This window comes from Lapillicoccus sp. (assembly GCF_025353065.1).
Lineage (GTDB): Bacteria > Actinomycetota > Actinomycetes > Actinomycetales > Dermatophilaceae > Lapillicoccus.
Genome location: NZ_JANXRJ010000192.1, coordinates 13,302 through 33,360, shown reverse-complemented (window position 1 = coordinate 33,360; position 20,059 = coordinate 13,302). Strand labels below are relative to the sequence as shown.

The 20,059-nt window shown below is 71.2% G+C and carries 17 protein-coding genes and 1 pseudogene; 7 read left to right on the top strand and 11 right to left on the bottom strand.

Annotation, left to right across the window (positions count from 1 at the left end; translation table 11 throughout):
- Positions 1 to 73: 73 nt before the first annotated feature.
- On the top strand, positions 74 to 1,333 hold the full coding sequence (locus Q0R63_RS15065; RefSeq protein WP_295698916.1) for a polysaccharide biosynthesis protein: 1,260 nt from the start codon (positions 74 to 76) through the stop codon (positions 1,331 to 1,333).
- Entirely contained in the window at positions 1,330 to 2,373 is a 1,044-nt protein-coding gene (locus tag Q0R63_RS15060; protein WP_295698914.1) for a glycosyltransferase, read from the top strand. The genes Q0R63_RS15065 and Q0R63_RS15060 overlap by 4 nt, the downstream gene beginning before the upstream one ends.
- A 33-nt stretch (positions 2,374 to 2,406) precedes the next feature.
- Here Q0R63_RS15060 and Q0R63_RS15055 read toward each other — a convergent pair whose 3' ends face one another.
- Complete coding sequence (locus Q0R63_RS15055; protein ID WP_295698912.1) at positions 2,407 to 3,138, bottom strand: VTT domain-containing protein; 732 nt, start codon at positions 3,136 to 3,138, stop codon at positions 2,407 to 2,409.
- 97 nt (positions 3,139 to 3,235) lie between these two features.
- On the opposite strand from Q0R63_RS15055, the gene Q0R63_RS15050 reads away from it, so the two are divergent.
- A complete protein-coding gene (locus tag Q0R63_RS15050) occupies positions 3,236 to 3,910 on the top strand; it encodes a TrmH family RNA methyltransferase (RefSeq protein WP_295698909.1) in 675 nt (224 codons plus the stop codon).
- A gap of 24 nt (positions 3,911 to 3,934) precedes the next feature.
- Here the strand turns inward: Q0R63_RS15050 and Q0R63_RS15045 are convergent, their stop codons facing one another.
- Positions 3,935 to 4,711 carry an exodeoxyribonuclease III gene (locus Q0R63_RS15045; RefSeq protein ID WP_295698907.1) on the bottom strand — a complete coding sequence of 259 codons (777 nt, stop codon included), beginning with the start codon at positions 4,709 to 4,711 and terminating at the stop codon, positions 3,935 to 3,937.
- A gap of 152 nt (positions 4,712 to 4,863) precedes the next feature.
- On the opposite strand from Q0R63_RS15045, the gene Q0R63_RS15040 reads away from it, so the two are divergent.
- The 4 genes and pseudogenes from Q0R63_RS15040 (at position 4,864) to Q0R63_RS15025 (ending at position 9,093) form a co-directional block, all read left to right on the top strand.
- Positions 4,864 to 6,117: an ATP-binding protein gene (locus Q0R63_RS15040; RefSeq protein ID WP_295698904.1), complete on the top strand. Its 1,254-nt coding sequence runs from the start codon at positions 4,864 to 4,866 to the stop codon at positions 6,115 to 6,117.
- 270 nt (positions 6,118 to 6,387) lie between these two features.
- Positions 6,388 to 7,065: pseudogene (locus Q0R63_RS15035) on the top strand (GTP-binding protein); the annotation flags it as partial.
- Positions 7,066 to 7,338: 273 nt separating this feature from the next.
- Positions 7,339 to 7,740, top strand: a complete 402-nt coding sequence (locus Q0R63_RS15030) for a YciI family protein (protein WP_295698901.1) — start codon at positions 7,339 to 7,341, stop codon at positions 7,738 to 7,740.
- Positions 7,741 to 7,764: 24 nt separating this feature from the next.
- A complete protein-coding gene (locus Q0R63_RS15025) occupies positions 7,765 to 9,093 on the top strand; it encodes a DUF6596 domain-containing protein (RefSeq protein WP_295698898.1) in 1,329 nt (442 codons plus the stop codon).
- 26 nt (positions 9,094 to 9,119) lie between these two features.
- On the opposite strand, the gene Q0R63_RS15020 is transcribed toward Q0R63_RS15025, so the two are convergent.
- From Q0R63_RS15020 to Q0R63_RS14980, 9 genes are all read right to left on the bottom strand, one after another.
- Positions 9,120 to 10,619, bottom strand: coding sequence for a CoA-acylating methylmalonate-semialdehyde dehydrogenase (locus Q0R63_RS15020; RefSeq protein ID WP_295698895.1), 1,500 nt, complete (start codon positions 10,617 to 10,619; stop codon positions 9,120 to 9,122).
- Positions 10,620 to 10,701: 82 nt separating this feature from the next.
- Positions 10,702 to 11,730 carry a Gfo/Idh/MocA family oxidoreductase gene (locus Q0R63_RS15015; protein ID WP_295698893.1) on the bottom strand — a complete coding sequence of 343 codons (1,029 nt, stop codon included), beginning with the start codon at positions 11,728 to 11,730 and terminating at the stop codon, positions 10,702 to 10,704.
- A 63-nt stretch (positions 11,731 to 11,793) separates the two neighbouring features.
- Positions 11,794 to 12,690, bottom strand: a complete 897-nt coding sequence (locus Q0R63_RS15010) for a TIM barrel protein (RefSeq protein WP_295698890.1) — start codon at positions 12,688 to 12,690, stop codon at positions 11,794 to 11,796.
- Positions 12,687 to 14,672, bottom strand: a complete 1,986-nt coding sequence (iolD, locus tag Q0R63_RS15005; RefSeq protein ID WP_295698887.1) for a 3D-(3,5/4)-trihydroxycyclohexane-1,2-dione acylhydrolase (decyclizing) — start codon at positions 14,670 to 14,672, stop codon at positions 12,687 to 12,689. Before iolD ends, Q0R63_RS15010 begins: the two co-directional genes overlap by 4 nt.
- Positions 14,669 to 15,613, bottom strand: coding sequence for a 5-deoxy-glucuronate isomerase (gene iolB, locus Q0R63_RS15000; RefSeq protein WP_295698884.1), 945 nt, complete (start codon positions 15,611 to 15,613; stop codon positions 14,669 to 14,671). The genes iolD and iolB overlap by 4 nt, the downstream gene beginning before the upstream one ends.
- A complete protein-coding gene (locus Q0R63_RS14995; RefSeq protein WP_295698881.1) occupies positions 15,610 to 16,557 on the bottom strand; it encodes a deoxyribose-phosphate aldolase in 948 nt (315 codons plus the stop codon). The genes iolB and Q0R63_RS14995 overlap by 4 nt, the downstream gene beginning before the upstream one ends.
- Positions 16,557 to 17,549, bottom strand: a complete 993-nt coding sequence (gene iolC, locus Q0R63_RS14990; RefSeq protein ID WP_295698878.1) for a 5-dehydro-2-deoxygluconokinase — start codon at positions 17,547 to 17,549, stop codon at positions 16,557 to 16,559. The genes Q0R63_RS14995 and iolC overlap by 1 nt, the downstream gene beginning before the upstream one ends.
- A complete protein-coding gene (locus tag Q0R63_RS14985) occupies positions 17,546 to 18,550 on the bottom strand; it encodes a Gfo/Idh/MocA family oxidoreductase (RefSeq protein ID WP_295698875.1) in 1,005 nt (334 codons plus the stop codon). Before Q0R63_RS14985 ends, iolC begins: the two co-directional genes overlap by 4 nt.
- A 113-nt stretch (positions 18,551 to 18,663) precedes the next feature.
- Positions 18,664 to 19,911 carry a DUF480 domain-containing protein gene (locus tag Q0R63_RS14980; protein WP_295698872.1) on the bottom strand — a complete coding sequence of 416 codons (1,248 nt, stop codon included), beginning with the start codon at positions 19,909 to 19,911 and terminating at the stop codon, positions 18,664 to 18,666.
- Positions 19,912 to 20,059 lie beyond the last annotated feature (148 nt).

Here is a 20,059-nt window from a genome sequence, read left to right as displayed (position 1 = left end):
GTGCACACCACGACCCCAGCGCCAGACCACGACCTCAGCAGGCTGAGCGGGTCGCCGTGAGAGGGTCGGCACCATGACGACCGTGCTCCGGCGGCTCACGGGATTCACCGTGCTGCCGCTGCTGTCGCTGGTCACCCCGTTCCTGCTGATGCCGGTCGTCGCCCGCGTCGCGGGCGGGGCGGGCTGGTCGAGCGTCGTCGCCGGGCAGGCGGTCGGGACCTTCGGCGCCACCGTCGTCTACTGGGGGTGGAACGTCGTCGGCCCCGTCCAGGCCGCCCGGGCCGAGACCGCGACGGCGCGGGCCGCCCTGTATGCCGCCAGCCTCCGCACCCGCCTCACCCTCCTGCTGCCCGTGGTCCCGCTCGTCGCGCTGGTCAGCGCGCTGGTGGCCCAGCCGGGCTTCCGCGTCGTCGCCGCCTCGATGGCGATCGCCACGGCGCTGCTCGGGCTCTCGCCGGCGTGGTTCGGCATCGGGGTGGGTCAGCCGATGCTGCTCCTCTGGTACGACACGCTGCCGCGGGTCCTCGCAGCCCTCATCGCCACCCCCGCGATCCTGCTGACCCGGGCCATCTGGACCTACCCGGTCATCCTCGCCGTCGCGACCGTCTTCGGGCTCGCGGCCTTCCACCGGCGCTACGCACGCGGCTCGGACTGGTCCCCCCTCCCCGTCTCCCGGTCCGTCGCGGAGCTGCACGAGCAGGGCGGGACGGCGGGGATCAACCTCGTGGCAACGGCATACGCCTCGACGCCGGCGCCGGTCGCGACGGCCGCCTTCCCCGTCGCGCAGTCCTCGCAGTTCGCCTCGGCCGACACGGTCTACCGGCTGGGCATCTTCACCGTGGCGGCGATGGGCAACGCGTTCCAGGGGTGGACGCTCGAGCCGGGGGCGGGCGACCGGCGGCGGCGTCACCTCGCGGCGGGCTGGGCGCACCTCGGGCTCGGCGGCGTCGGGGCGCTGCTCTTCGTGGGGCTCGGACCGTGGGCGACGGGGCTGCTGTTCGGTGCCGACCTGGCCGCGCCCCGCGACGTCTGCGCGGCCTACGCGGTCTCGTTCCTCTTCATCTCGGCCGGCACGCCGTTGATCCGCAACCTGCTCATCCCCGACGGGCGGACGCGGCTCGTGCTCGTGTGGACGACGGTGTCGGCGGTGGTCGGCGTGGTCGTCATGATCGCGACCGCTGCGGCCGGCTGGCTCGCCGGCGTCGCGTGGGGGATGGCCGCGAGCGAGGTCGCGATGACCGTCGGGCTGGTGGTCCCGGCGCTGCGGGTGTTCCAGGGGCGGTCAGGTGGGTCCGGCGCAGCGGTCTCCCCCGGCGTGGAGCAGGCTCCGTGAGCGCGCGGCCCGTGAGGGAGCGGCGCTGCGTCGTCGCGGTCATCGCCTGCCTCGATCCGCCGGCGGCGTTGGTCGACTCGGTGCGGGAGGTGCTCCTGCAGGTCGACCTCGTCGTCGCCGTGGATGACGGATCGGCTGACCGGACAGGGGTTTTAGCGGAGCTCCAGGCCTCGGGCGCGACGGTGCTCCACCAGGCCAACGCCGGTATCGCGGCCGCCCTGAACGCCGGCATCCGGGTGGCCCGGGAGCAGGGCGCCGACGTCATCCTGACCCTCGACCAGGACAGTCGGCTCGGGGCCGGCTACGTCGCCGCCGCGCTGGCGACCCTCGACGCGGCGGCGGCCGGCGGCATACCGGTGGCGTTCGTGTCGGCCAAGAGCTACAGCGGCCATCGGGGTCCGACCGACGGCTGGGCCCGGGCGGGGGTCGACCCGCCAGCCCGGGACGGGGTTGACGCCGCGTCAAGGGGGTTGACGCCAGTTATCACCTGCGTCAACCCCCTTGACGCAGCGTCAACCCCCCCGGGGCGCGTGGTCACGCGGCTGGCCCGCGCGTTCGACCCGATGCAGTCGGGCTGGGTGGTCCCGGTGTCGACGTTCGACCGCGTGGAACCCCTCGAGGAGGACCTCGTCATCGACGGGGTGGACTCGGAGTTCACCGCCCGCTGTCGAGCCGCCGGCCTCGACCCGGTCATCGGCCCCGGCTGCCTCCTCGAGCACGGCCAGGGCGAGCGTATGCCGGCCCGTCTCCTCGGTCGGCCGGTCATCGTCCACGGTCTCCCGGTCGCCTACAACCGCCACGCGCCGACCCGGGTCTACTACATGGCCCGCAACGGCACGATCATCACCCGCCGCCACCTCGTCCGGCAGCCGCGCTGGGTCCTGCGCCGGCTCGTGCAGGAGACGCAGGCGCACGGCATCCGGCTGCTGTTCGACCCGCAGCGTGGCCGACTCGTCGCCGCCGTGCTCGCCGGCTGGCGCGACGGACTGAGGAGCCGGACCGGGCACATACCGGCTGACCTCGCGCAACGCCTCAGCTAGCGGCGCCCGGCGCCCCGCGACGCCGGGGACGGGCTAGCGGCCGTCGACCCCGTCGCTCTCGCGCACGGGCTCGCCGACGGTCTGGCTACTGCCCGGTCCGCCGCTGTCGCCACCCGCGCTGCCGGCACGTCGGTGTCGCAGGATCTCGACGACGGCCGGGATCAACGACAGCGCCACGACGACGATGATCGCGACGTCCAGGTTCTTGCCGATCGCCGGGAACGCCGACCCGAGGAAGTAGCCCGCGAGGGTCACCACGACGACCCACAGCAGCGCGCCGACTGCCGACCAGACGAAGAAGTGGCGACGGTTCATTCGCCCCATCCCGGCGACGACCGTGATGAAGGTGCGCACGACCGGCACGAAGCGCCCGATGACCAGCGCCTTGCTCCCGTGCTTGTCGAAGAAGGCCTCGGTCTGGGTGAAGTACTTCCGCTTGATGATGCGGCCGTTGCGATCGTAGAGCGCCGGCCCGACCGCGCGGCCGATCTCGTAGCCGCTGACGTTGCCGAGGAAGGCCGCGACGAAGAGGACCACGAGGGCGACCCCGATGTTGAGGTGGAGCTGCCCGCTGGCGATGAACAGACCGATCGCGAAGAGCAGGGAGTCGCCGGGCAGGATCGGGAAGAGCAGACCGCACTCGATGAAGATCATCGCCAGGCTCACCCAGATGAAGGCGGTGCCGAAGTGGGTGAACAGATAGTTGGGGTCCATCCAGCCGGGACCGAGCGCGGGCGTGAGGACGGGAGCGAGTGTGGTCAGCATCAGGAAGTCAACGGTAGGGGACGGGAGGGCGTTCCGCGTCATCCCACGGTCGCGCGTGCCCTCCGACCACGGGTGGGTGAGGTCTAGGGTCGGGCTCGTGGACGGCCCTCCAGACCGCTCGGACCCCAGCTCGGGGTATGCCGTGGGCGTCGGTCCGTGGGTCGGTGACCTCCCCTCGGGCGACCACTGGGACCCCGAGCTGCTTACCGGCGGTGACCGGCGCAACGTCGAGGACCGCTATCGCTACTGGCGGCTCGAGGCCATCGTCGCCGACCTCGACACCCGCCGGCATCCTGTGCACGTCGCCGTCGAGAACTGGGGCCACGACTTCAACATCGGGTCCGTCATCCGGACGGCCAACGCCTTCAACGTCGCGGCGTTCCACATCGTCGGTCGGCGCCGGTGGAACCGCCGGGGCGCGATGGTCACCGACCGCTACCAGCACGAGGTGCACCATCCGACCGTCGCCGACCTCGTGGCGTGGGCTGCCGGTGCAGGCGGCGCGGAGGGCACGGAGGACGGTGGTCGCGGCATACCGCTGATCGGCATCGACAACCTCCCGGGGTCACGTCCCCTCGAGACCCACGAGCTGCCACGCGCCTGCGTCCTCGTCTTCGGCCAGGAGGGGCCCGGCCTGACCGAGGAGGTGCGCGCCTCGTGCGAAGTGATCCTCCACATCACCCAGTTCGGCTCGACCCGCTCGATCAACGCCGGCGCCGCCGCGGCCATCGCGATGCACGCCTGGGTGCGGCAGCACGCCGACCTCGGCTGACGGTTGTGCTGCCCGCCCGCCTCGTCAGGCGAGGTCGGCGATCCCCGGCGCGTGGTCGGAGGCGCCCTGGCCGGCCCGCTCGTTTCTGTCGATGCTTGCGCCGGTGACGCGGCTCGCCAGCGAGGGCGAGCCGAGGAGGAAGTCGATCCGCATCCCACGGTTCCGCTCGAACCGTTGGCGGTAGTAGTCCCAGTAGGTGTAGACCTTCGGGCCGGGCGTGAACTCCCTTGTCACATCGACGTATCCATCGTCGAGAAAGCCCTGGAACGCAGCGCGCTCCCGGGGCGTGACGTGGGTGTCCGTCGCGAACGCGGCCATGTCGTAGACGTCCTCGTCGCGGGGGGCGATGTTCCAGTCACCGACGAGGACCGTGTCGTCGGCCAGCCAATCCGTTGCGGCAGAACGCAGCCGGGCCAGCCAGTCGAGCTTGTAGACGTAGTGCGGGTCGTCGACCTTGCGGCCGTTGGGCACGTAGAGCGACCAGATGCGGACGCCGCCGCAGGTCGCGCCGATCGCCCGGGACTCGGGCGCGAGCGGGTCGCCCCAGCCCGGCATACCAGGGAAGCCGACCTGCACGTCCCCCAGGCCGACCCGGCTGATGATCGCCACGCCGTTCCACTGGTTCGTCCCGGCGGCCGCGACCTCGTAACCCAGCGCCTGCAGCCCCATCAACGGGATCTGCTCGTCCTTGGCCTTGGTCTCCTGCAGGGCCAGGACGTCGACGTCGTGGCGTTCGAGGAAGGCCTCGACGCGGTCGATGCGGGAGCGGATGGAGTTGACGTTCCAGGTGGCGAGGCGCACGGGCCCGAGGCTAGTCCCGGCTGCCGGCGCCCCAAAATCCGCTTGTCGTGGCGCAGGGAAACGGCGAGCAGAATGTCGAAAAACGGCGAGTAAGATATCGAAATACGGCGAGCACCTCGTCGAAAAACGGCGAGCTGAGATAGGTTCCACCTATGCCCACGTTGCGAGATCGATCTGTCAGGCCCCGCCTGCTCGATGCTCTGGGCGACACCCGAATCGTGGTCGTCCAAGGAGCCCGTCAGGTAGGTAAGACGACGTTGGTGCGCAGCGTGCTAGCTGATCGGGCGGGCCGTTTCGTCACCCTGGACGACGATCTGACCAGAGGAGCGGCCCAAGCAGACCCTCCGGGGTTCCTCCGTCAGATGCCTGACGGTCTGCTGGCGATCGACGAGGTCCAGCGTGCACCAGAGCTGGTGCTAGCGCTGAAGATGGCCGTCGACGACGATTCGAGACCGGGGCGTTTCCTCCTCACGGGTTCCGCGAACCTGCTTCGACTGCCTGCCATGCAGGACAGCTTGGCGGGACGAGCCGAGAACATCGATCTCTTCGGCTTCAGTCAAGGTGAGATCGTCGATGTTCGCGAGGACTTCGTCGACCGGCTCTTCGCCGGAGAGATCTACCCGGAGCACCGAAGCGACCTGAGTCGAGCGGACTACCTCGATCGGGCCTGCGCGGGAGGCTATCCCGAGGCCCTGCTGCGTCAGCCGGGGCAGCGCCGAGCAGCGTGGTACGACAACTACGTCGAACGCATCACCCAGCGAGATGCTCCGGACGTCTCAGGCTTGCAACGCCTGTCTGAGCTGCCGCTTCTCCTCCGACTACTGGCCGCGCGAAATGCTACCGAGCTGGTCATCACCAACGTCTCGCAAGAAATCGGAATCCCAGTACGAACCCTCGGCCCCTACCTCGACCTCCTCGAGACCCTCTTCCTCGTTCAACGCATTCCCTCTTGGTCCACGAATCTCACCAAACGTGTTGTGACGCGGCCCAAGGTGGTTCTGACCGACACCGGATTGACAGCGCGACTGCTCAATGTGTCCGCCGAGGGAGGAGGCGTGGGAGCGAACCCGGAGCTCGGCGGCCGGCTACTCGAGGGATTCGTTGCGGGGGAGCTCCGTAGGCAGGTCGGGTGGGCACGCGAGAATCCGCGCCTGTCCCATTTCCGCGACCACAACGGAGCCGAAGTGGACTTCATTCTCGAGACCGGCGACGGCCGGGTGGCCGGCATCGAGGTCAAGGCCCGCTCCACTGTCACGGGACGGGACGCCCGGTGGCTCAACCTCCTTCGCGACCGACTCGGCGCGCGCTTCGTCGCAGGCGTGATCCTTCACACCGGAACGTCGACCGCACCGTTCGGCGACCGGATCATCGCCACCCCGATCGACGCCTTGTGGGCAACGCGGTGACCGTCTGTCGAGAGCCCGCGCCAATCAGCGTCGAAACCTGTTGGTCGTGGGGACCTTCAGACCGTAAGTCGCCACCGTGTCCATCGTCCTCGTCGCGCTCTCCGCAGGCTCCTGCCTCGCGGGCGATGCCCCTGCGCGAACGCAGCGACCGTGAATGCTGACGGCGCTCGACGCTGACCCTCAGCCTGCGGCAGCAGGAACCGCGGAGGAGGGTCGACTCCCCGCCCCGGTCCTGGCGCGGTTTCCGCGCGTCGCCTCACCCACGAAACCGAGCTGCAGCGGGGGATCACCATCACGATCACCCACGTCGAGTACGAGACGGCGACGCGGCACTACGCCCACGTCGACCTGCCCGGCCACGCCGACTGCTCAAGAACATGATCACCGGCGCGGCCCAGGTCGACGCGGTGATCCTCGTCGTCGCGCTCAACAAGGCCGACACCGTCGAGGACCCCGAGCTGCTCGCGCTGGTCGAGCTGGAGGTCCGCACGCACATGTCGCAGTACACGATCAGCGGTCGGGGCACCGTCGTCACCGGAGCCGTCGAGCGGGGGTCGCTCGGTCTCGGCGACCCGGTCGAGGTCGTCGGGCTCGGTCCGACGGTGGCCTCGGTGGCGACCGGTCTCGAGACGTTCGGCAAGGCGCTCGTGCTGCCCGCGTCGGTGACGCCACGCTGCCGGTTCGCGGCCACGTTCTCAACGCTCACCGCCGCGGAGGGGTGCCGGCAACCGGGTTCGCCGCGAACTATCGCCCGCAGTTCTTCTTCCGCACGATCAATGTGTGGGGCGGGATCGAGCTGGCCGAGGGCGGGGTCGTCCGGCCGGGTGACCACGCCGAGCTCACCGTCGAGCACGGGAAGCCGGTCGCGCTGGAGGTCGGGCGGGGATCGCCGTCCGCGAGGGGGGTCGGACCGTCGCCGCCGGGACGGTGACGGCGCCACTCGGCTGAGCCGGGCGGCCTACGCCGCTGATGGGCGCCCGACTCCGAGTCTTGTCCTCTCCCGACATCCTTTGCCGGGATGCTGTCGATATACGGCCCGCTCGCCCGTCATCCGGGTGGGAGACTCGACCGGGTCACCTGACCGAGCCGGGCACCGCGCCCGGTTGAACCAGGAAGGACCACCATGACGCCTCACCTCATCCTCATTCCGGGCCACGAGGCCAGCTGGTCCGCGGCCACCCCCGAGGGCATCGACGTCCGCGCCCTCGCGCAGGTGCCCGCATGAAGTACCTCGTACTCCTCTACCAGGACGAGACGATCTGGCCGGCGCTCGACGACGCCGAGCGCCAGGAGTACATGGAGGCGCACATGGCCTTCGACCGCGCGGTGTCGGAGGGGGCGACGACGATGCTGGGCGGCGAGGCGCTCGGCGAGACCGACACCGCGACCACCCTGCGCCACGACGACGACGACCGGCTCGTCCTCACCGACGGTCCGTTCGCCGAGACGACCGAGCAGCTCGGCGGCTACTACCTCGTCGAGGCGGCTGATCTCGACGTCATGACAACGATCGCGCAGGAGCTGCCGCACGGCTACACCGTCGAGATCCGGCCCGTGGTCGACATGGGGCCGGTGTTCGACGAGGTCCCCGCCGCGCGATCCGATAGCCCGGCCTGGGCGTGACCGGCGTCCTGTGACCGTCATCACGTGACCGTCGGACCCGGGTCCGGGGACGGGCTCGCACCGATCGAGCGGGTGCTGCGCAAGGAGTGGGGGCGGCTGCTCGCCCTCCTCCTCGCGCAGTACCGGCGGCTCGACCTGGCTGAGGACGCCCTCGCCGACGCGTTCGCCACGGCTGCCGAGCGCTGGCCACGCGACGGTATGCCGTCTGCTCCCGCGGCCTGGCTCACTGCCGCGCGGCGGCGGGTCCTCGACCGGCTGCGTTCCGAGGCGGTTGCTGCCCGCAAGGCGCCGGTCCTCGTCGTCGACGCCCGCGTGCAGGCCGAGGCCGAGCGGGCCATGGTCGACCCGGGTGACCTGCTCGAGGACGAACGCCTGCGGCTCGTCATGCTCACGACCCACCCGGCCCTCGCCCCCGAGGCTGCCAGCGCGTTGACGCTGCGACTGGTCCTGGGGGTCCCGACGAGCGACATCGCGCGGCTGTTCCTCGTGGGCGAGGCGACGATGGCCGCCCGGCTCACCCGCGCGCGCAAGAAGCTCGTCGCCGCTGGCATCCCGTATGCCGTGCCCGACGCGAGCGCCCTCCCGGGCCGGCTCGAGGGCGTGGTGCAGGTGGCCTACCTCGGCTTCACCGCCGGCTACGCGCCGGGTTCCGGGCCGGACGCCGTGCGAGCCGAGCTGGCGGGCGAGGCGGTGAGGCTCGGGGCGGTCCTGCACGAGCTGCTTCCTGAGGAGCCGCTGCCCGCGCTCCTGCTCGCCCTGATGCTCCTTCAGCACTCGCGCCGAGCCGCCCGCACCGATGGCGACGGTCTCGTGCTGCTCCCCGACCAGGACCGCGGTCGGTGGCGTCACGACGAGATCGGCTCGGCGCTGACGCTGCTCACGCCCTTCGTCGACGGGACCCGCTCGATCCCCGCCGGGATCGGCCGGTCCTACTACCTCCAGTCCCTGATCGCCGCCGAGCACGCAACGGCCAGAACGGCGGAGGAGACCCGGTGGGATCGGATCGCCGCGCTCTACGCCGAGCTGGAGGACCACACCGGCTCCCCGGTGGTGCGGCTCAACCGGGCCGTCGCGGTGGCCGAGGCGGAGGGTCCGCGGGCCGGTCTCGAGCTCCTCGACGGGCTGGAGGCGCAGCTCCCGGGCAACCACCGGCTGCCCGCGACCCGAGCCGAGCTGCTCCGTCGCGCGGGTGAGAACAAGGCGGCAGCGGCGGCATACGAGGTCGCAATCGGATTGTGCAGCAACGAGATCGAGCAGCGCCACCTCGAGCGGCGACGCGCGGAGCTGCCGCCCGCAACGCCGACGAGAGGTCAGGAGTGGTCGGTCCCAGGGCCTGGGAAGGACCGGACCTGACCTGTCGATGAGGGGCGACCGACCCGTCAGGTGTTCTGCGGGAAGCCGAGGTTGAGCCCGCCGTGGCTGGGGTCGAGCCAGCGCGAGGTGACGACCTTGCCGCGGGTGAAGAAGTGCACGCCCTCGATGCCGTGCGCGTGGCTGTCGCCGAAGAGGCTGTTCTTCCAGCCGCCGAACGAGTAGTAGGACACCGGCACCGGGATGGGCACGTTGATCCCGATCATGCCGACCTCGACCTCGCGCTGGAAGCGCCGGGCGGCCCCACCGTCGTTGGTGAAGATGGCCGTCCCGTTGCCGTAGGGGTTGGCGTTGATCAGCTCGAGGCCCTCGTCGTAGGACTGGACCCGCAGGACCGACAGCACCGGGCCGAAGATCTCCTCGGAGTAGATCAACATGTCGCGCTCGACCCTGTCGAAGAGCGTCGGGCCGAGGAAGTAGCCGCCCGCCCCACCGTCGAACTCCTGCTTCCGACCGTCGACGACGAGCGTCGCGCCCGACTCGACACCGGCGGCGACGTAGCCGGCGACCTTGTCCCGGTGGGCGGCCGTCACGAGCGGGCCCATGTCGGAGCCCGTCGTCCCGTCGCCGGTCCGCAGCTTGCCCATCCGGTCGACGATCTTGGAGATCAGCTCGTCGGCGATCGGCTCGACCGCGACGAGCGCCGAGATGGCCATGCACCGCTCGCCCGCCGAGCCGAACCCGGCGTTGACGGCGGCGTCCGCGGCCAGGTCGAGGTCGGCGTCCGGCAGGACGAGCATGTGGTTCTTCGCGCCACCGAGGGCCTGGACCCGCTTGCCGTGCGCGGTGCCCGTCTCGTAGACGTAGCGCGCGATCGGGGTCGAGCCGACGAACGACACGGACTTCACGTCCGGGTGGGTGAGCAGCGCGTCGACCGCCTCCTTGTCGCCGTTGACCACGTTCATCACGCCGTCGGGCAGCCCCGCCGCGGTCCACAGCGCCGCGACGGCGAGGGCGGCCGAGGGGTCCTTCTCGCTCGGCTTGAGGACGACGGCGTTGCCGCAGGCGATGGCGATGGGGATGAACCACATCGGCACCATGGCCGGGAAGTTGAACGGCGAGATGACCGCGACGACCCCGAGCGACTGGCGGATGGAGTAGACATCGACGTTGGTCGAGGCGTTCTCGCTGAAGCCACCCTTGAGCAGATGCGGTATGCCGCAGGCGAACTCGGCGACCTCGAGACCACGGGTCACCTCACCGAGGGCGTCGTCGAGGACCTTGCCGTGCTCGGCCGTGATCAGCGCGGCGATGTCCTTCTTCCGGCTGTCGAGCAGGTGCCGGAAGGCGAAGAGCACCGACGTCCGCTTGGCCAACGAGGCGTCGGACCACTCCTGCCAAGCGGCCTGCGCCGTCGCGACGACCTCACCGACCACGGCCGCGGACGCGAGGTCGAGCACCCCGGTCTGCTCGCCCGTGGCCGGGTTGAAGACCTCGCTCGTGCGTTCGGCCGTGCCGGTCCACGGGGCACCGGCGACGAGGTGGGTGATGCGGGTCGGGGAGGTCATGGCGCGTTCCTTTGCTCTGCGGGGGTATGCCGGGTGGCCGGCGTCAGGAGGGTCGAGCGGCAAGAGGGGCCGAGAGCGAGCATCATCTCCGCGCCACCCCGGACAGGGCGGCGGAGCGGTCGACGAGGGACACCGTGACGGGCCGTCCCGTCGCGAGCGCCTCCAGGCCGGCCTCGCAGACGGCGGACGCGGCATACCCGTCCCAGCTCGTCGGTCCGACGACCTCGCCGCGGCTCGAGGCACCGACCCACGCCTGCACCTCGAGGTCGTAGGCCCGGCTGAAGCGGAGCCGGAAGTCGTCGGGGATCGTTCCGCCGTAACGCCCTCCGCTACGCACGAACACGCTCTCCCCGAGCCCGATGGTCGCGTTGCCCTGCTCCGCCACGGCCTCGCACCGCACCTCGTAACCGACCCGGGAGTTGACGAACACCTCGGTGGTCGCCAGGCCGCCGCCCGCCATCCGGAAGATCGCGAGCTGAGGGTCGAGGACCCCCTCGGCGACCAGGCCCGTCGGCGCCGGCGCGAGCACGGTGATCTCGGTGATCTCCTCGCCGAACAGCCAGCGACACACGTCGACCTCGTGCACGAGCGAATCGCGCACGATCATCTCCGACCGGAACGACTCCGGCACGCTCTTGTTGCGGTGCACGTTGTGGAGCAGCAGGGTGCGCCCGAGCGAGCCCGAGTCGAGGAGCTGCTTCAGCTGCGCGTACTCCGGGTCGAAGCGGCGCATGAACCCGACCTGGATGAGCGGTCGTCCGGCGCGGGCCTCGGCCTCGACGACGCGCAGGGACGACTCGGCGTCCATCGTCAGGGGCTTCTCGCACAGCACGTGCTTGCCGTGCTCGATGCAGGCGAGCACCTGCTCCTCGTGGACGAGTCCCGGTGAGGCGATGAGCACCGCGTCGACCGCCGCGTCGGCCACGAGGGCAACGGCGCCAGCGATGCTGCGCACGCCGTCGAACTGCGCGGCGAGCCGGTCGGCGCGCGCGGTGTCGGGGTCGGACACGGCGACGAGTCGCGCCCCGGCGATCCGGTTGACGAGGCGCTCGGCGTGGTCGGCGCCCATCACGCCGACGCCGATCACGCCGACCCGCAGGTCAGTCACCATGGTCGTCACTCCTTCGTGGGTCGGTCGTCAGCGGGCTGTGGCTGGTCAGCGGGCTGTGGCAGATCAGCGCAGCGGGCCGCAGCCGGTGAGGTAGGTGTGGGTCCGCCGCGCCACCGGCAGCGGCTGGTCGGGCGGGCAGGGGTACATGTCCTGCTCGACGATGGCGAACAGCTCGACGTCGAGGGCGGCGAGGGCCTCGAGGATCGGGGGCATCGCCGGTACACCGTGTGGCGGCTCGCACATGACTCCCATCTTCACGGCCTCGCCGAAGCCGAGTCCATCGGTCCGGACCTTCTCGAGGATCGTCGGGTCGACCTGCTTGAGGTGGACGTAGCCGATGCGGTCGGGGAAGTCACGGATGAGCGCCAGGCTGTCGCCGCCGCAGTAGGCGATGTGCCCGGTGTCGAGACACAGGGAGACGACGGCGGGGTCGGTCTCGGCGAGGAAGCGCTCGACGTTGGCGTGGGTGTCGACGTGGCTGTCGGCGTGCGGGTGGAACTGGAACTTCAGGCCGTAGTCGTCGCTGATCGCCCGGGCGAGCCGGTCGACCTGCTTGGCGTAGGCGGGCCACTCGTCGTCGGTCAGCACCGACGCCTCGAGGACGACGCCCGTGTCGGGGTCGCGCCAGAAGTCCGGGATGACGACGATGTGCTCGCCGCCCATCGCCCGGGTCAGCTCGGCGACGGCCGAGACCTTGGAGTGGACCTCCGTCCACGAGTCGGCGCGGTGCAGGTGCTCGAAGATCGTGCCCGCGGTGACGGAGAGGCCGCGCTGGTCGAGCTCGTCCCTGAGGCGCGCCGGGTCGGTGGGCAGATAGCCGTAGGGCCCGAGCTCGATGCGGGTATAGCCCGCGCCGGCGCACTCGTCCAGGAAGCTCTCCCAACGGATCTGGGCCGGATCGTCGGCATACCACACCCCCCAGCTGTCGGGTGCGCTGCCGAGCATGGCGGGCTTGGTCATCGGTCGTTCCTCTCGTGTGACGTGGGGGGAGTGGCGGGGGCCAGCAGCGGGCGCTGCACGGTCTTGTGCTCGAGGTAGTCGGCGTAGGCCGCCCGCGTCGAGTCGAGCTCGCTCACCGCGCTCACGGGCACGTCCCACCAGCTGTTGCCGTCGGGGGCGGAGACGGTGGGGTCGGTCTCGACGTGGATGACGACCGGCCCGCCGTCAGCGGGGAAGGCCCTGGCCTCCTTGATGGCCGAGGTCAGCTCGTCGCGCGAGTGGACCTCGATGACGTGGGCGCCGAGGCTGCGGGCGTTCGCCGCCAGGTCGATCGGCAGCCGCGTCCCGTCGAGCCGTCCGGTGGTGGTGTCGCGGTAGCGGTAGCGCGTGCCGAAACGTTGCGAGCCCAATGACTCCGACAGCGAGCCGATGGAGTGGAACCCGTGGTTCTGGACGAGGACCACGATCACCTTGACCCGCTCCTGCACCGCGGTGACGAGCTCGGTCGGCATCATCAGGTAGCCCCCGTCGCCGACCATCGCGAAGACGTCACGGGACTCGTCCGCGAGCCGGATGCCGATGGAGGCCGGGACCTCGTAACCCATGCAGGAGTAACCGTATTCGACCTGGTAGGCCTTCCGGTCGCGCACCCGCCACAGCTTGTGCAGGTCCCCCGGCATCGACCCGGCAGCACAGAGCACGACATCGCGTGGGTCGGAGAGCTCGTTCACCGCACCGATCACCTCGGCCTGGGTGAGCACCCCCTCGGCGAGGGCGTCGGTGACCTCGGCCGGCGGGTCGTAGGCCGCGTCGACGAGGGCCTCCCACCCGGCCCACAGGCTCGCCTGCCGATCCCGGTATGCCGCGTCGACGGCATACCCCTCGAGCGCCGGGAGGAGGGCGGTCAGGGTCTCGCGGGCGTCGCCGACGACCGACAGGCCGGCCTGCTTGCCCGCGTCGAAGCGCGCGACGTTGACGTTGATGAATCGGACTCCGCTGTCCTGGAACGCGGTTCGTGACGCCGTGGTGAAGTCGGCCCACCGGGTACCGATGCCGATGACGACGTCGGCCTCGGCAGCCAGTGCGTTGGCGGCCGTCGTGCCCGTCGAGCCGACCGCGCCCATCCCCTGGGGGTGGCCGTGGGGGAGCGAGCCCTTGCCGGCTTGGCTCTCGCCCACCGGTATGCCGGTCTGCTCGCAGAACGCCCGCAGCGCGTCCTCCGCGCCGGAGTAGTGCACGCCACCACCTGCGACGACGAGCGGCCTTCTCGCCGAACGGATCAGGGCCGCGGCGTCGCGGATGTCGACGTGCTCCGGGACGGGGCGGGCGACCCGCCAGACCCGCTGGGCGAAGAGCTCCAGGGGCCAGTCGTGGGCCTCGGCCTGGACGTCCTGGGGGAGGGCGATCGTGCAGGCGCCCGTCTCGACCGGGTCGGTGAGCACCCGCATGGCGCCGAGCAGCGCCGAGGGCAGCTGCTCGGGACGGGTCACCCGGTCGAAGAACCGGGAGAGCGGGCGGAAGGCGTCGTTGACCGTGACGTCACCGGCGGACGGCACCTCGAGCTCCTGCAGGACGGGGCCGGACACCCGGGTCGCGAAGGTGCCGGACGGCAGCAGCAGCACCGGGATCCGGTTGACGGTGGCCAGTGCCGCACCGGTCAGCATGTTGGTCGAGCCCGGCCCCACCGAGGCGGTGCAGGCCCACGTCTGCAGGCGGTCCTTCTGACGGGCGTAAGCGACGGCGGTGTGGACCATGGCCTGCTCGTTGCGGGCCAGGACGTAACGAAGCTCATCAACCCCCTGGGCCAGGAGCTCGTTCTGCAGCAGCGCCTGACCGATGCCGGCGACGTTGCCGTGCCCGAAGATCCCGAAGCAGCCGGCGAAGAGCTTCTGCCGCTCGCCGTCGCGCTCGCTCCACTGTGCGGCGAGGAACCGCACGACGGCCTGGGCGACCGTGAGGCGGACGGTCGTCGGATGGTCGCTCGTCGGATGGTCGGTCGTCATCGCGTGCCTCCCAGGGGCAGTCTCGGGTCGATCGCCTGCGTCGCCCAGGTCTGGCGGACCCACCCGTGGGCCGGGTCGTCGCAGATCAGCCACGACCTTTGCGGCCCGGGGCCGGCCATCACGTTGAGGTAGTAGAGGTCGTATCCGGGCGGGGCGGTCGCCGGACCGTGCCAGCCGTAGGGGACGAGCACGACGTCGCCACTGCGGACCTCCGCGAGGACGTCGATCTCCCGATCCCCGGAGCCGTAGACCCGTTGGTAAGCAACGGGATCCGGGGTCTCGGACCCGGCCGGAGCGCCCGCCTCGACCCCGACCTCGAAGTAGTAGATCTCCTCGAGCTCGGTCTCGACGCCCTCGCGGTAGGCGTCGTGCTTGTGCGGTGGGTAGGAGCTCCAGTTGCCAGCCGGCGTGATCACCTCGCAGGCGATGATCGACTCGGCCGCGAGCACGCCGGGTACGCCGAAGTTGTGGACCTCCCGCGACGCCTGGCCGGCGCCCCGCAGCTCCACCGGCACCTCGTCGGCGCCGAGGTGGCGAAAAGGCAACGTGGACGATGACGCCCGGTCCGCCACGACAGCGAGACAGACGGCGACCCGGCACTCGTCGTCGGCCTCGAGGACCAGCTCGCTCCCCCGGGGGACGTAGGCGACGTCGGTGGGGCCCGCGAAGACGCTGGCCCGGCCGGCTAGCTCGGCGACAGCTGAAGTGCCGCCGACGTCGGTGCACCGGACCCGGATCGCCCCGGCCAGCGGCACGACGACCGCCTCCCGGTCACCGGTCGAGACGACCTTGCGGTCGCCGGGGCCGAGGGTCGTGACGAGCAGCCCGGTGTGCTGCCAGCCGTCGACGGTGTCGTCGATGACGACCTGCCAGCCGTGCCGCTCGGCGGTCCCGAGCGGGTGCACCCACCGGTCTCCGCGCGGGGCCGGGGTGGCGCTCATCGGGAGGCTCCGTGGACGAGGTCGGCAGCGATGTCGACGGCGGCGGCGACGTCGCCGTCCGGCGGGAAGAGCAGCGAGCGCCCGACGACCAGACCACGCACCGCGGGCAGCAGCATGGCCTGACCCCAGGCGGCATACGCGTCCCGGGGGTCGCCCTGCGGGTCGCCGCCGAGCAGGAGGGTCGGCAGCGTCGTGCTGTCCATCACCCGCGGGAGGTCGTCGACCACCGGCAGCTTGAGCCAGGTGTGGGCGCTCGTGGCGCCCAGTGCCGACGCGATGCCGATGGAACGGATGGTCGAGTCGGGGTCGAGCAGGTTGACCACCTGACCGCCGCGGCGCTCCGAGAGGAACGGCTCCACCATGGCCATCAGCCCGTGCTCCGCGAGACTGCTCACGGCGTGGCCGCTGGCCTCGAGGGTCGCCGCGGTGCCGGGGTCTTCCAGACAGATCCTGGTCAGCATCTTGCCCCCGTCGAGGCCTTGCGCCGCCAGGTCCTCCGCCCGGTATGCCGTGAAGCGGTCGTCCAGCTCGAAGGTCGCGCCCTGCAGCCCGCCCCGGTTCATCGAGCCGATGACGACCTTGTCCCCGAGCGCCCCGAGCAGGAGCAGGTCGTCGAGGATGTCGGGGGAGCCGAGCACGCCGTCCACACCGGGTCGGGCGAGCGCGGTGAGCAGGCGCTGTAGCAGGTCGGTGCGGCTGGCCATCGCCATCGGCCGGCCGCGGACACCGAGGGCGTTCCGCGCCGCGTGGTCGGCGGCGACGAGGAGCAGACGGCCGTCAGGACCGACGAGGTCCCGATGTCGCCGGGCGGCCCACGCGGCCGGGATGGCTGCAGGGTTCCGGACCCGTTGCTCAGTGAGGTCGGCGATCGTCAGCGCGCCGGTCGCATCGGTCGCATCGGTCGCATCGGTCGCGGCGCCATCCGAGCGGGTGGTGGTCGACATCAGCCCTCCTCGGTGGTGGTCGCCGGCTGCTCGAGTCGCTGCAGGACCTCCGCCTCGGTCGGCATCGCGGTCGAGCACTCCAGCCGCGAGGCGACGATGGCGCCGGCGACGTTGGCGAACTCCATGGTCCGCCGCAGGGGCCACCCCTCGAGCAGCCCGTGGACCAGGGCGCCACCGAAGGCGTCTCCGGCGCCGAGCCCGTTGACGACCTGGATGGGGTGGACCGGCACCTCGACCCGCTCGTCACGGGTCGCGGCGAGCACGCCCTTGGGGCCCTGCTTGACGATCGCGAGCTCGAGCCCGCGCTCGAGCAGGGCGTCCGCCGCGCGCCCTGGCTCGGTCTCCCCGACGGCCACCTCGCACTCCTCGCGGTTCCCCACGGCGATGGTGACGTGATCGAGGGCGGCGGCGGCCTGCGTCCGCCCGTCCTCCGGGTCGGCCCAGAACATCGGCCGCCAGTCGAGGTCGAGCACCGTGTGCGGCCGACGCGCACGCGCCTCCCACGCGCGAAAGTGGGCTGACCGACTGGGCTCCTGCGACAACCCGGTGAGGGTCGACCAGTAGACCTTCGCCTCCCGGATCGCTTGCAGGGGAAGGCTGTCCGGCTCGATGAGGAGGTCCGGCGCGACGGGATACCGGTAGAAGTAGAGCGGAAAGCGGTCGGGCGGGAAGATCTCGCAGAACGTCACCGGGGTGGGAGGTCCGTCCACCTGCTCGACGAAGGCGTCGTCGACCCCGAGGTCGCGCAGCTCTCGAGCGACGTAGTCGCCGAACGGGTCGCGGCCGGTGCGGGTGATGATGCTGCTCCGGTGCCCGTAGCGGGCCGCGGCGACCGCGACGTTGGTCGCGCTGCCGCCGAGGAACTTCTCGAAGGTCTTGACGTCGGCGAGCCCGACCCCGTGGTCCAGGGGATAGATGTCCACGCCGGTACGCCCGACGGTGATGAGGTCATAGGCGTTCATGTCACCGGCGTTCATGTCACCGGCGTTCATACCGACTTCACCTCGTCGAGCTGGACAGGACGACCCTCGTGGCGCGAGATCTCGCAGGCCTCCGCCACGCGAAAGGCCTGGAGGGCGTCGTGCACCGTGCAGGGAGAGGGGATCTCGCCCGCCGCCACCGCGGTGAAGGCCGTGAGCTCAGCCCGGTATGCCGCGAGGAACCTGCTCATGAACGACGCGTGCCGCGGGCCGCGAGGGAAGTCCACCCCCATCTCAGCCGACGTCACCGCCAGCGAGTCGTCGTAGCCGACGCCGATGGTGCCCCGGCTGCCGAGCACCTCCATCCGCACGTCGTGGCCGGCGCCGTTGTAGCGGGTCGCGGAGAGCGTGACCAGCGTGCCGTCCCCCAGGGTGAGGACGGCGGCGGCCGTGTCCACGTCACCGGCCTCGGAGAAGAAGCCGGCACCCTTGTTGGCTCCCGTGGCGAACACCGAGACCACCTCCTGCCCCGTGACGTAGCGGACGGCGTCGATGTCGTGGATCGAGCAGTCGCGGAACAGCCCTCCGCTCGTGGGGATGTAGGCCGGGTGAGGTGGCGCCTGGTCGTGGGTGTTGGCGCGGACCGTGTGCACGAACCCCAGCTCGCCGTCCCGCACCGCACGGGCGGCCCGCTGGTATCCCGCGTCGAAGCGGCGCTGGAAACCGACGTGCACCGGGACGTCGCCGGCGGCGACGAACGCAGCCAGCTCGAGGGTCTCGGTGAGGGTGGCGGCCACCGGCTTCTCGCAGAACGTGGGGAGGCCTGCCTCGACGCCCAGCCGGATCAGCGGTGCGTGTCCCGGCGTCGCGGTGGCGATGACGAGGGCATCGACCCCACCGGCGACGAGCTCCGCCGGGGAGGTTGCGGACTCGACCCCGAGTCGTTGCGCGAGGCCGCGCGCCGCCTCGGCGTCCAGGTCGGCGACGACGAGCTCGTCGACGCGCACCAGCCCCTGCAGGGTCTCCGCGTGGAACGCCCCGATGCGGCCGACCCCGACCAAGCCGATCCTCATCCGGTCTCCTCAACCCTTCTGGCGCGTCCCACGCATGATCGATACCTGCGACGTCGTCCCGACCCCGTCGGCCCCGATCGTGTCGCGGCCGGATCGGGGCTGTCAAGGATATGTTAGGACATTTGCGGGAGAGAGGGTCGACGGGCCAGGACGTAGAGCCTTTCGGTGGTCTCGTCACGCCCCGTGATCGGCCCCCGGAGATACCACTCGACGGCCTCGAGACCGGTGGCCCGGACGGCGTCGACGACGGTCTTCGGGTCGTGCAGGACGACATCGAGATCGACCTCGCGATCGAACCACGAGTCGGCGTGCCGGACCCCGGCGCCGGCGTGCATGGCCAGCACGAGCAGCCCACCGGGTCGGATCGGTCGCGCGAGCGCGCCGACGGCAGAGGGGAGCTCGCTCTCGGCGAAGTAGATGAGGGAGTACCACGCGAGCACGCCGCCCCAGCCGTCGCTCGTCGCCGGGCGCATCAGCTGGCGCAGGTCGCCGACCTCGAAGGTGACGTCGGGGAAGCGGCGTCGGGCCTCCGCCACCATGCCCGGGGAGAGGTCGACTCCCTGGGCGGCGACACCCGCCGACGCGAGGTGCGCGGTGACGTGGCCGGGCCCGCAGCCCACCTCGACGACGGGGTGCGTCCCGACCTCCTGGGCGATCCTGTCGAGCAACCACACCTCGAAGGGCAGGTCCCCGTCGAGCTCGTCGGCGAGGGCCGCGGCATACGGCTCGGCGATGGTGTCGAAGGTGCGCCGCACCCGCTCGGTGCGGGCCTCGTCGCCCTCGCGCAGCACGCTCTCCCGGTCGACGACGGGTGCCGGCGGGGCGGCGTCCCCGGTCTCCATCGGTCCGAGCAGGTGGACCCACCGGTGGTCCTGCTGGCCGGGACGGCGCTCGAGCTCGACGACGAACGGGCTCTCGCGAGCGGCCATCCGGTGCAGCGTCGTCTCGACCTCGTCACGGTCGGTGAAGTCGTGCAACCGCTCGGTCCGGACCCGCAGCTCGCCCGGCGACTGCGGGCCGCGCAGCAGCAGGACCGTGATCAGGGCGCGCTCGTCGGCCGGCAGGTCGAGCACCTCGTCGAGCAGCTGGTGGTACTTCAGGGTGCGGCGGCCGGTGTCGGCCCAGACGATCCGCACCAGCCCGCGCGCCTTGAGCGCCCGGGCGACCTGCTCCACGGTCGCGTCGTCGTAGTCCACGACCGGCTCGCGGCTGCTGCTCTGGTTGCACGCGGTGCGCAGCGCGTTGAGGCTGAGCGGATAGGAGGCCGGGACCGTCCGCTGTTTCTCGAGCAGGCTTCCGAGCACTCGCTGTTCGGCGGGATCGAGCACAGGTAGCACGGGAGGACCGGACGCGTCGGACATGCCTCCGACCCTACGGTCCACCTACTCGAAGTTCTCTAAAGTAGTTGTCAGTAACTGCCCCACCCTCGACCCGTGGAAGGATGAGGGCGCCGCACTCGTGGGTCATGGGACGACCTGCCGCTCGCCTCGCGCGGGCCGTGACCGCCCT

Coding starts and splice junctions, on each gene's coding strand:
- Q0R63_RS15065 (WP_295698916.1), top strand. CDS start 74: ATGACGACCGTGCTCCGGCGGCTCACGGGATTCACCGTGCTGCCGCTG.
- Q0R63_RS15055 (WP_295698912.1), bottom strand. CDS start 3,138: ATGCTGACCACACTCGCTCCCGTCCTCACGCCCGCGCTCGGTCCCGGC.
- Q0R63_RS15040 (WP_295698904.1), top strand. CDS start 4,864: ATGCCCACGTTGCGAGATCGATCTGTCAGGCCCCGCCTGCTCGATGCT.
- Q0R63_RS15030 (WP_295698901.1), top strand. CDS start 7,339: ATGAAGTACCTCGTACTCCTCTACCAGGACGAGACGATCTGGCCGGCG.
- Q0R63_RS15020 (WP_295698895.1), bottom strand. CDS start 10,619: ATGACCTCCCCGACCCGCATCACCCACCTCGTCGCCGGTGCCCCGTGG.
- Q0R63_RS15015 (WP_295698893.1), bottom strand. CDS start 11,730: ATGGTGACTGACCTGCGGGTCGGCGTGATCGGCGTCGGCGTGATGGGC.
- Q0R63_RS15010 (WP_295698890.1), bottom strand. CDS start 12,690: ATGACCAAGCCCGCCATGCTCGGCAGCGCACCCGACAGCTGGGGGGTG.
- iolD (WP_295698887.1), bottom strand. CDS start 14,672: ATGACGACCGACCATCCGACGAGCGACCATCCGACGACCGTCCGCCTC.
- iolB (WP_295698884.1), bottom strand. CDS start 15,613: ATGAGCGCCACCCCGGCCCCGCGCGGAGACCGGTGGGTGCACCCGCTC.
- Q0R63_RS14995 (WP_295698881.1), bottom strand. CDS start 16,557: ATGTCGACCACCACCCGCTCGGATGGCGCCGCGACCGATGCGACCGAT.
- iolC (WP_295698878.1), bottom strand. CDS start 17,549: ATGAACGCCGGTGACATGAACGCCGGTGACATGAACGCCTATGACCTC.
- Q0R63_RS14985 (WP_295698875.1), bottom strand. CDS start 18,550: ATGAGGATCGGCTTGGTCGGGGTCGGCCGCATCGGGGCGTTCCACGCG.
- Q0R63_RS14980 (WP_295698872.1), bottom strand. CDS start 19,911: ATGTCCGACGCGTCCGGTCCTCCCGTGCTACCTGTGCTCGATCCCGCC.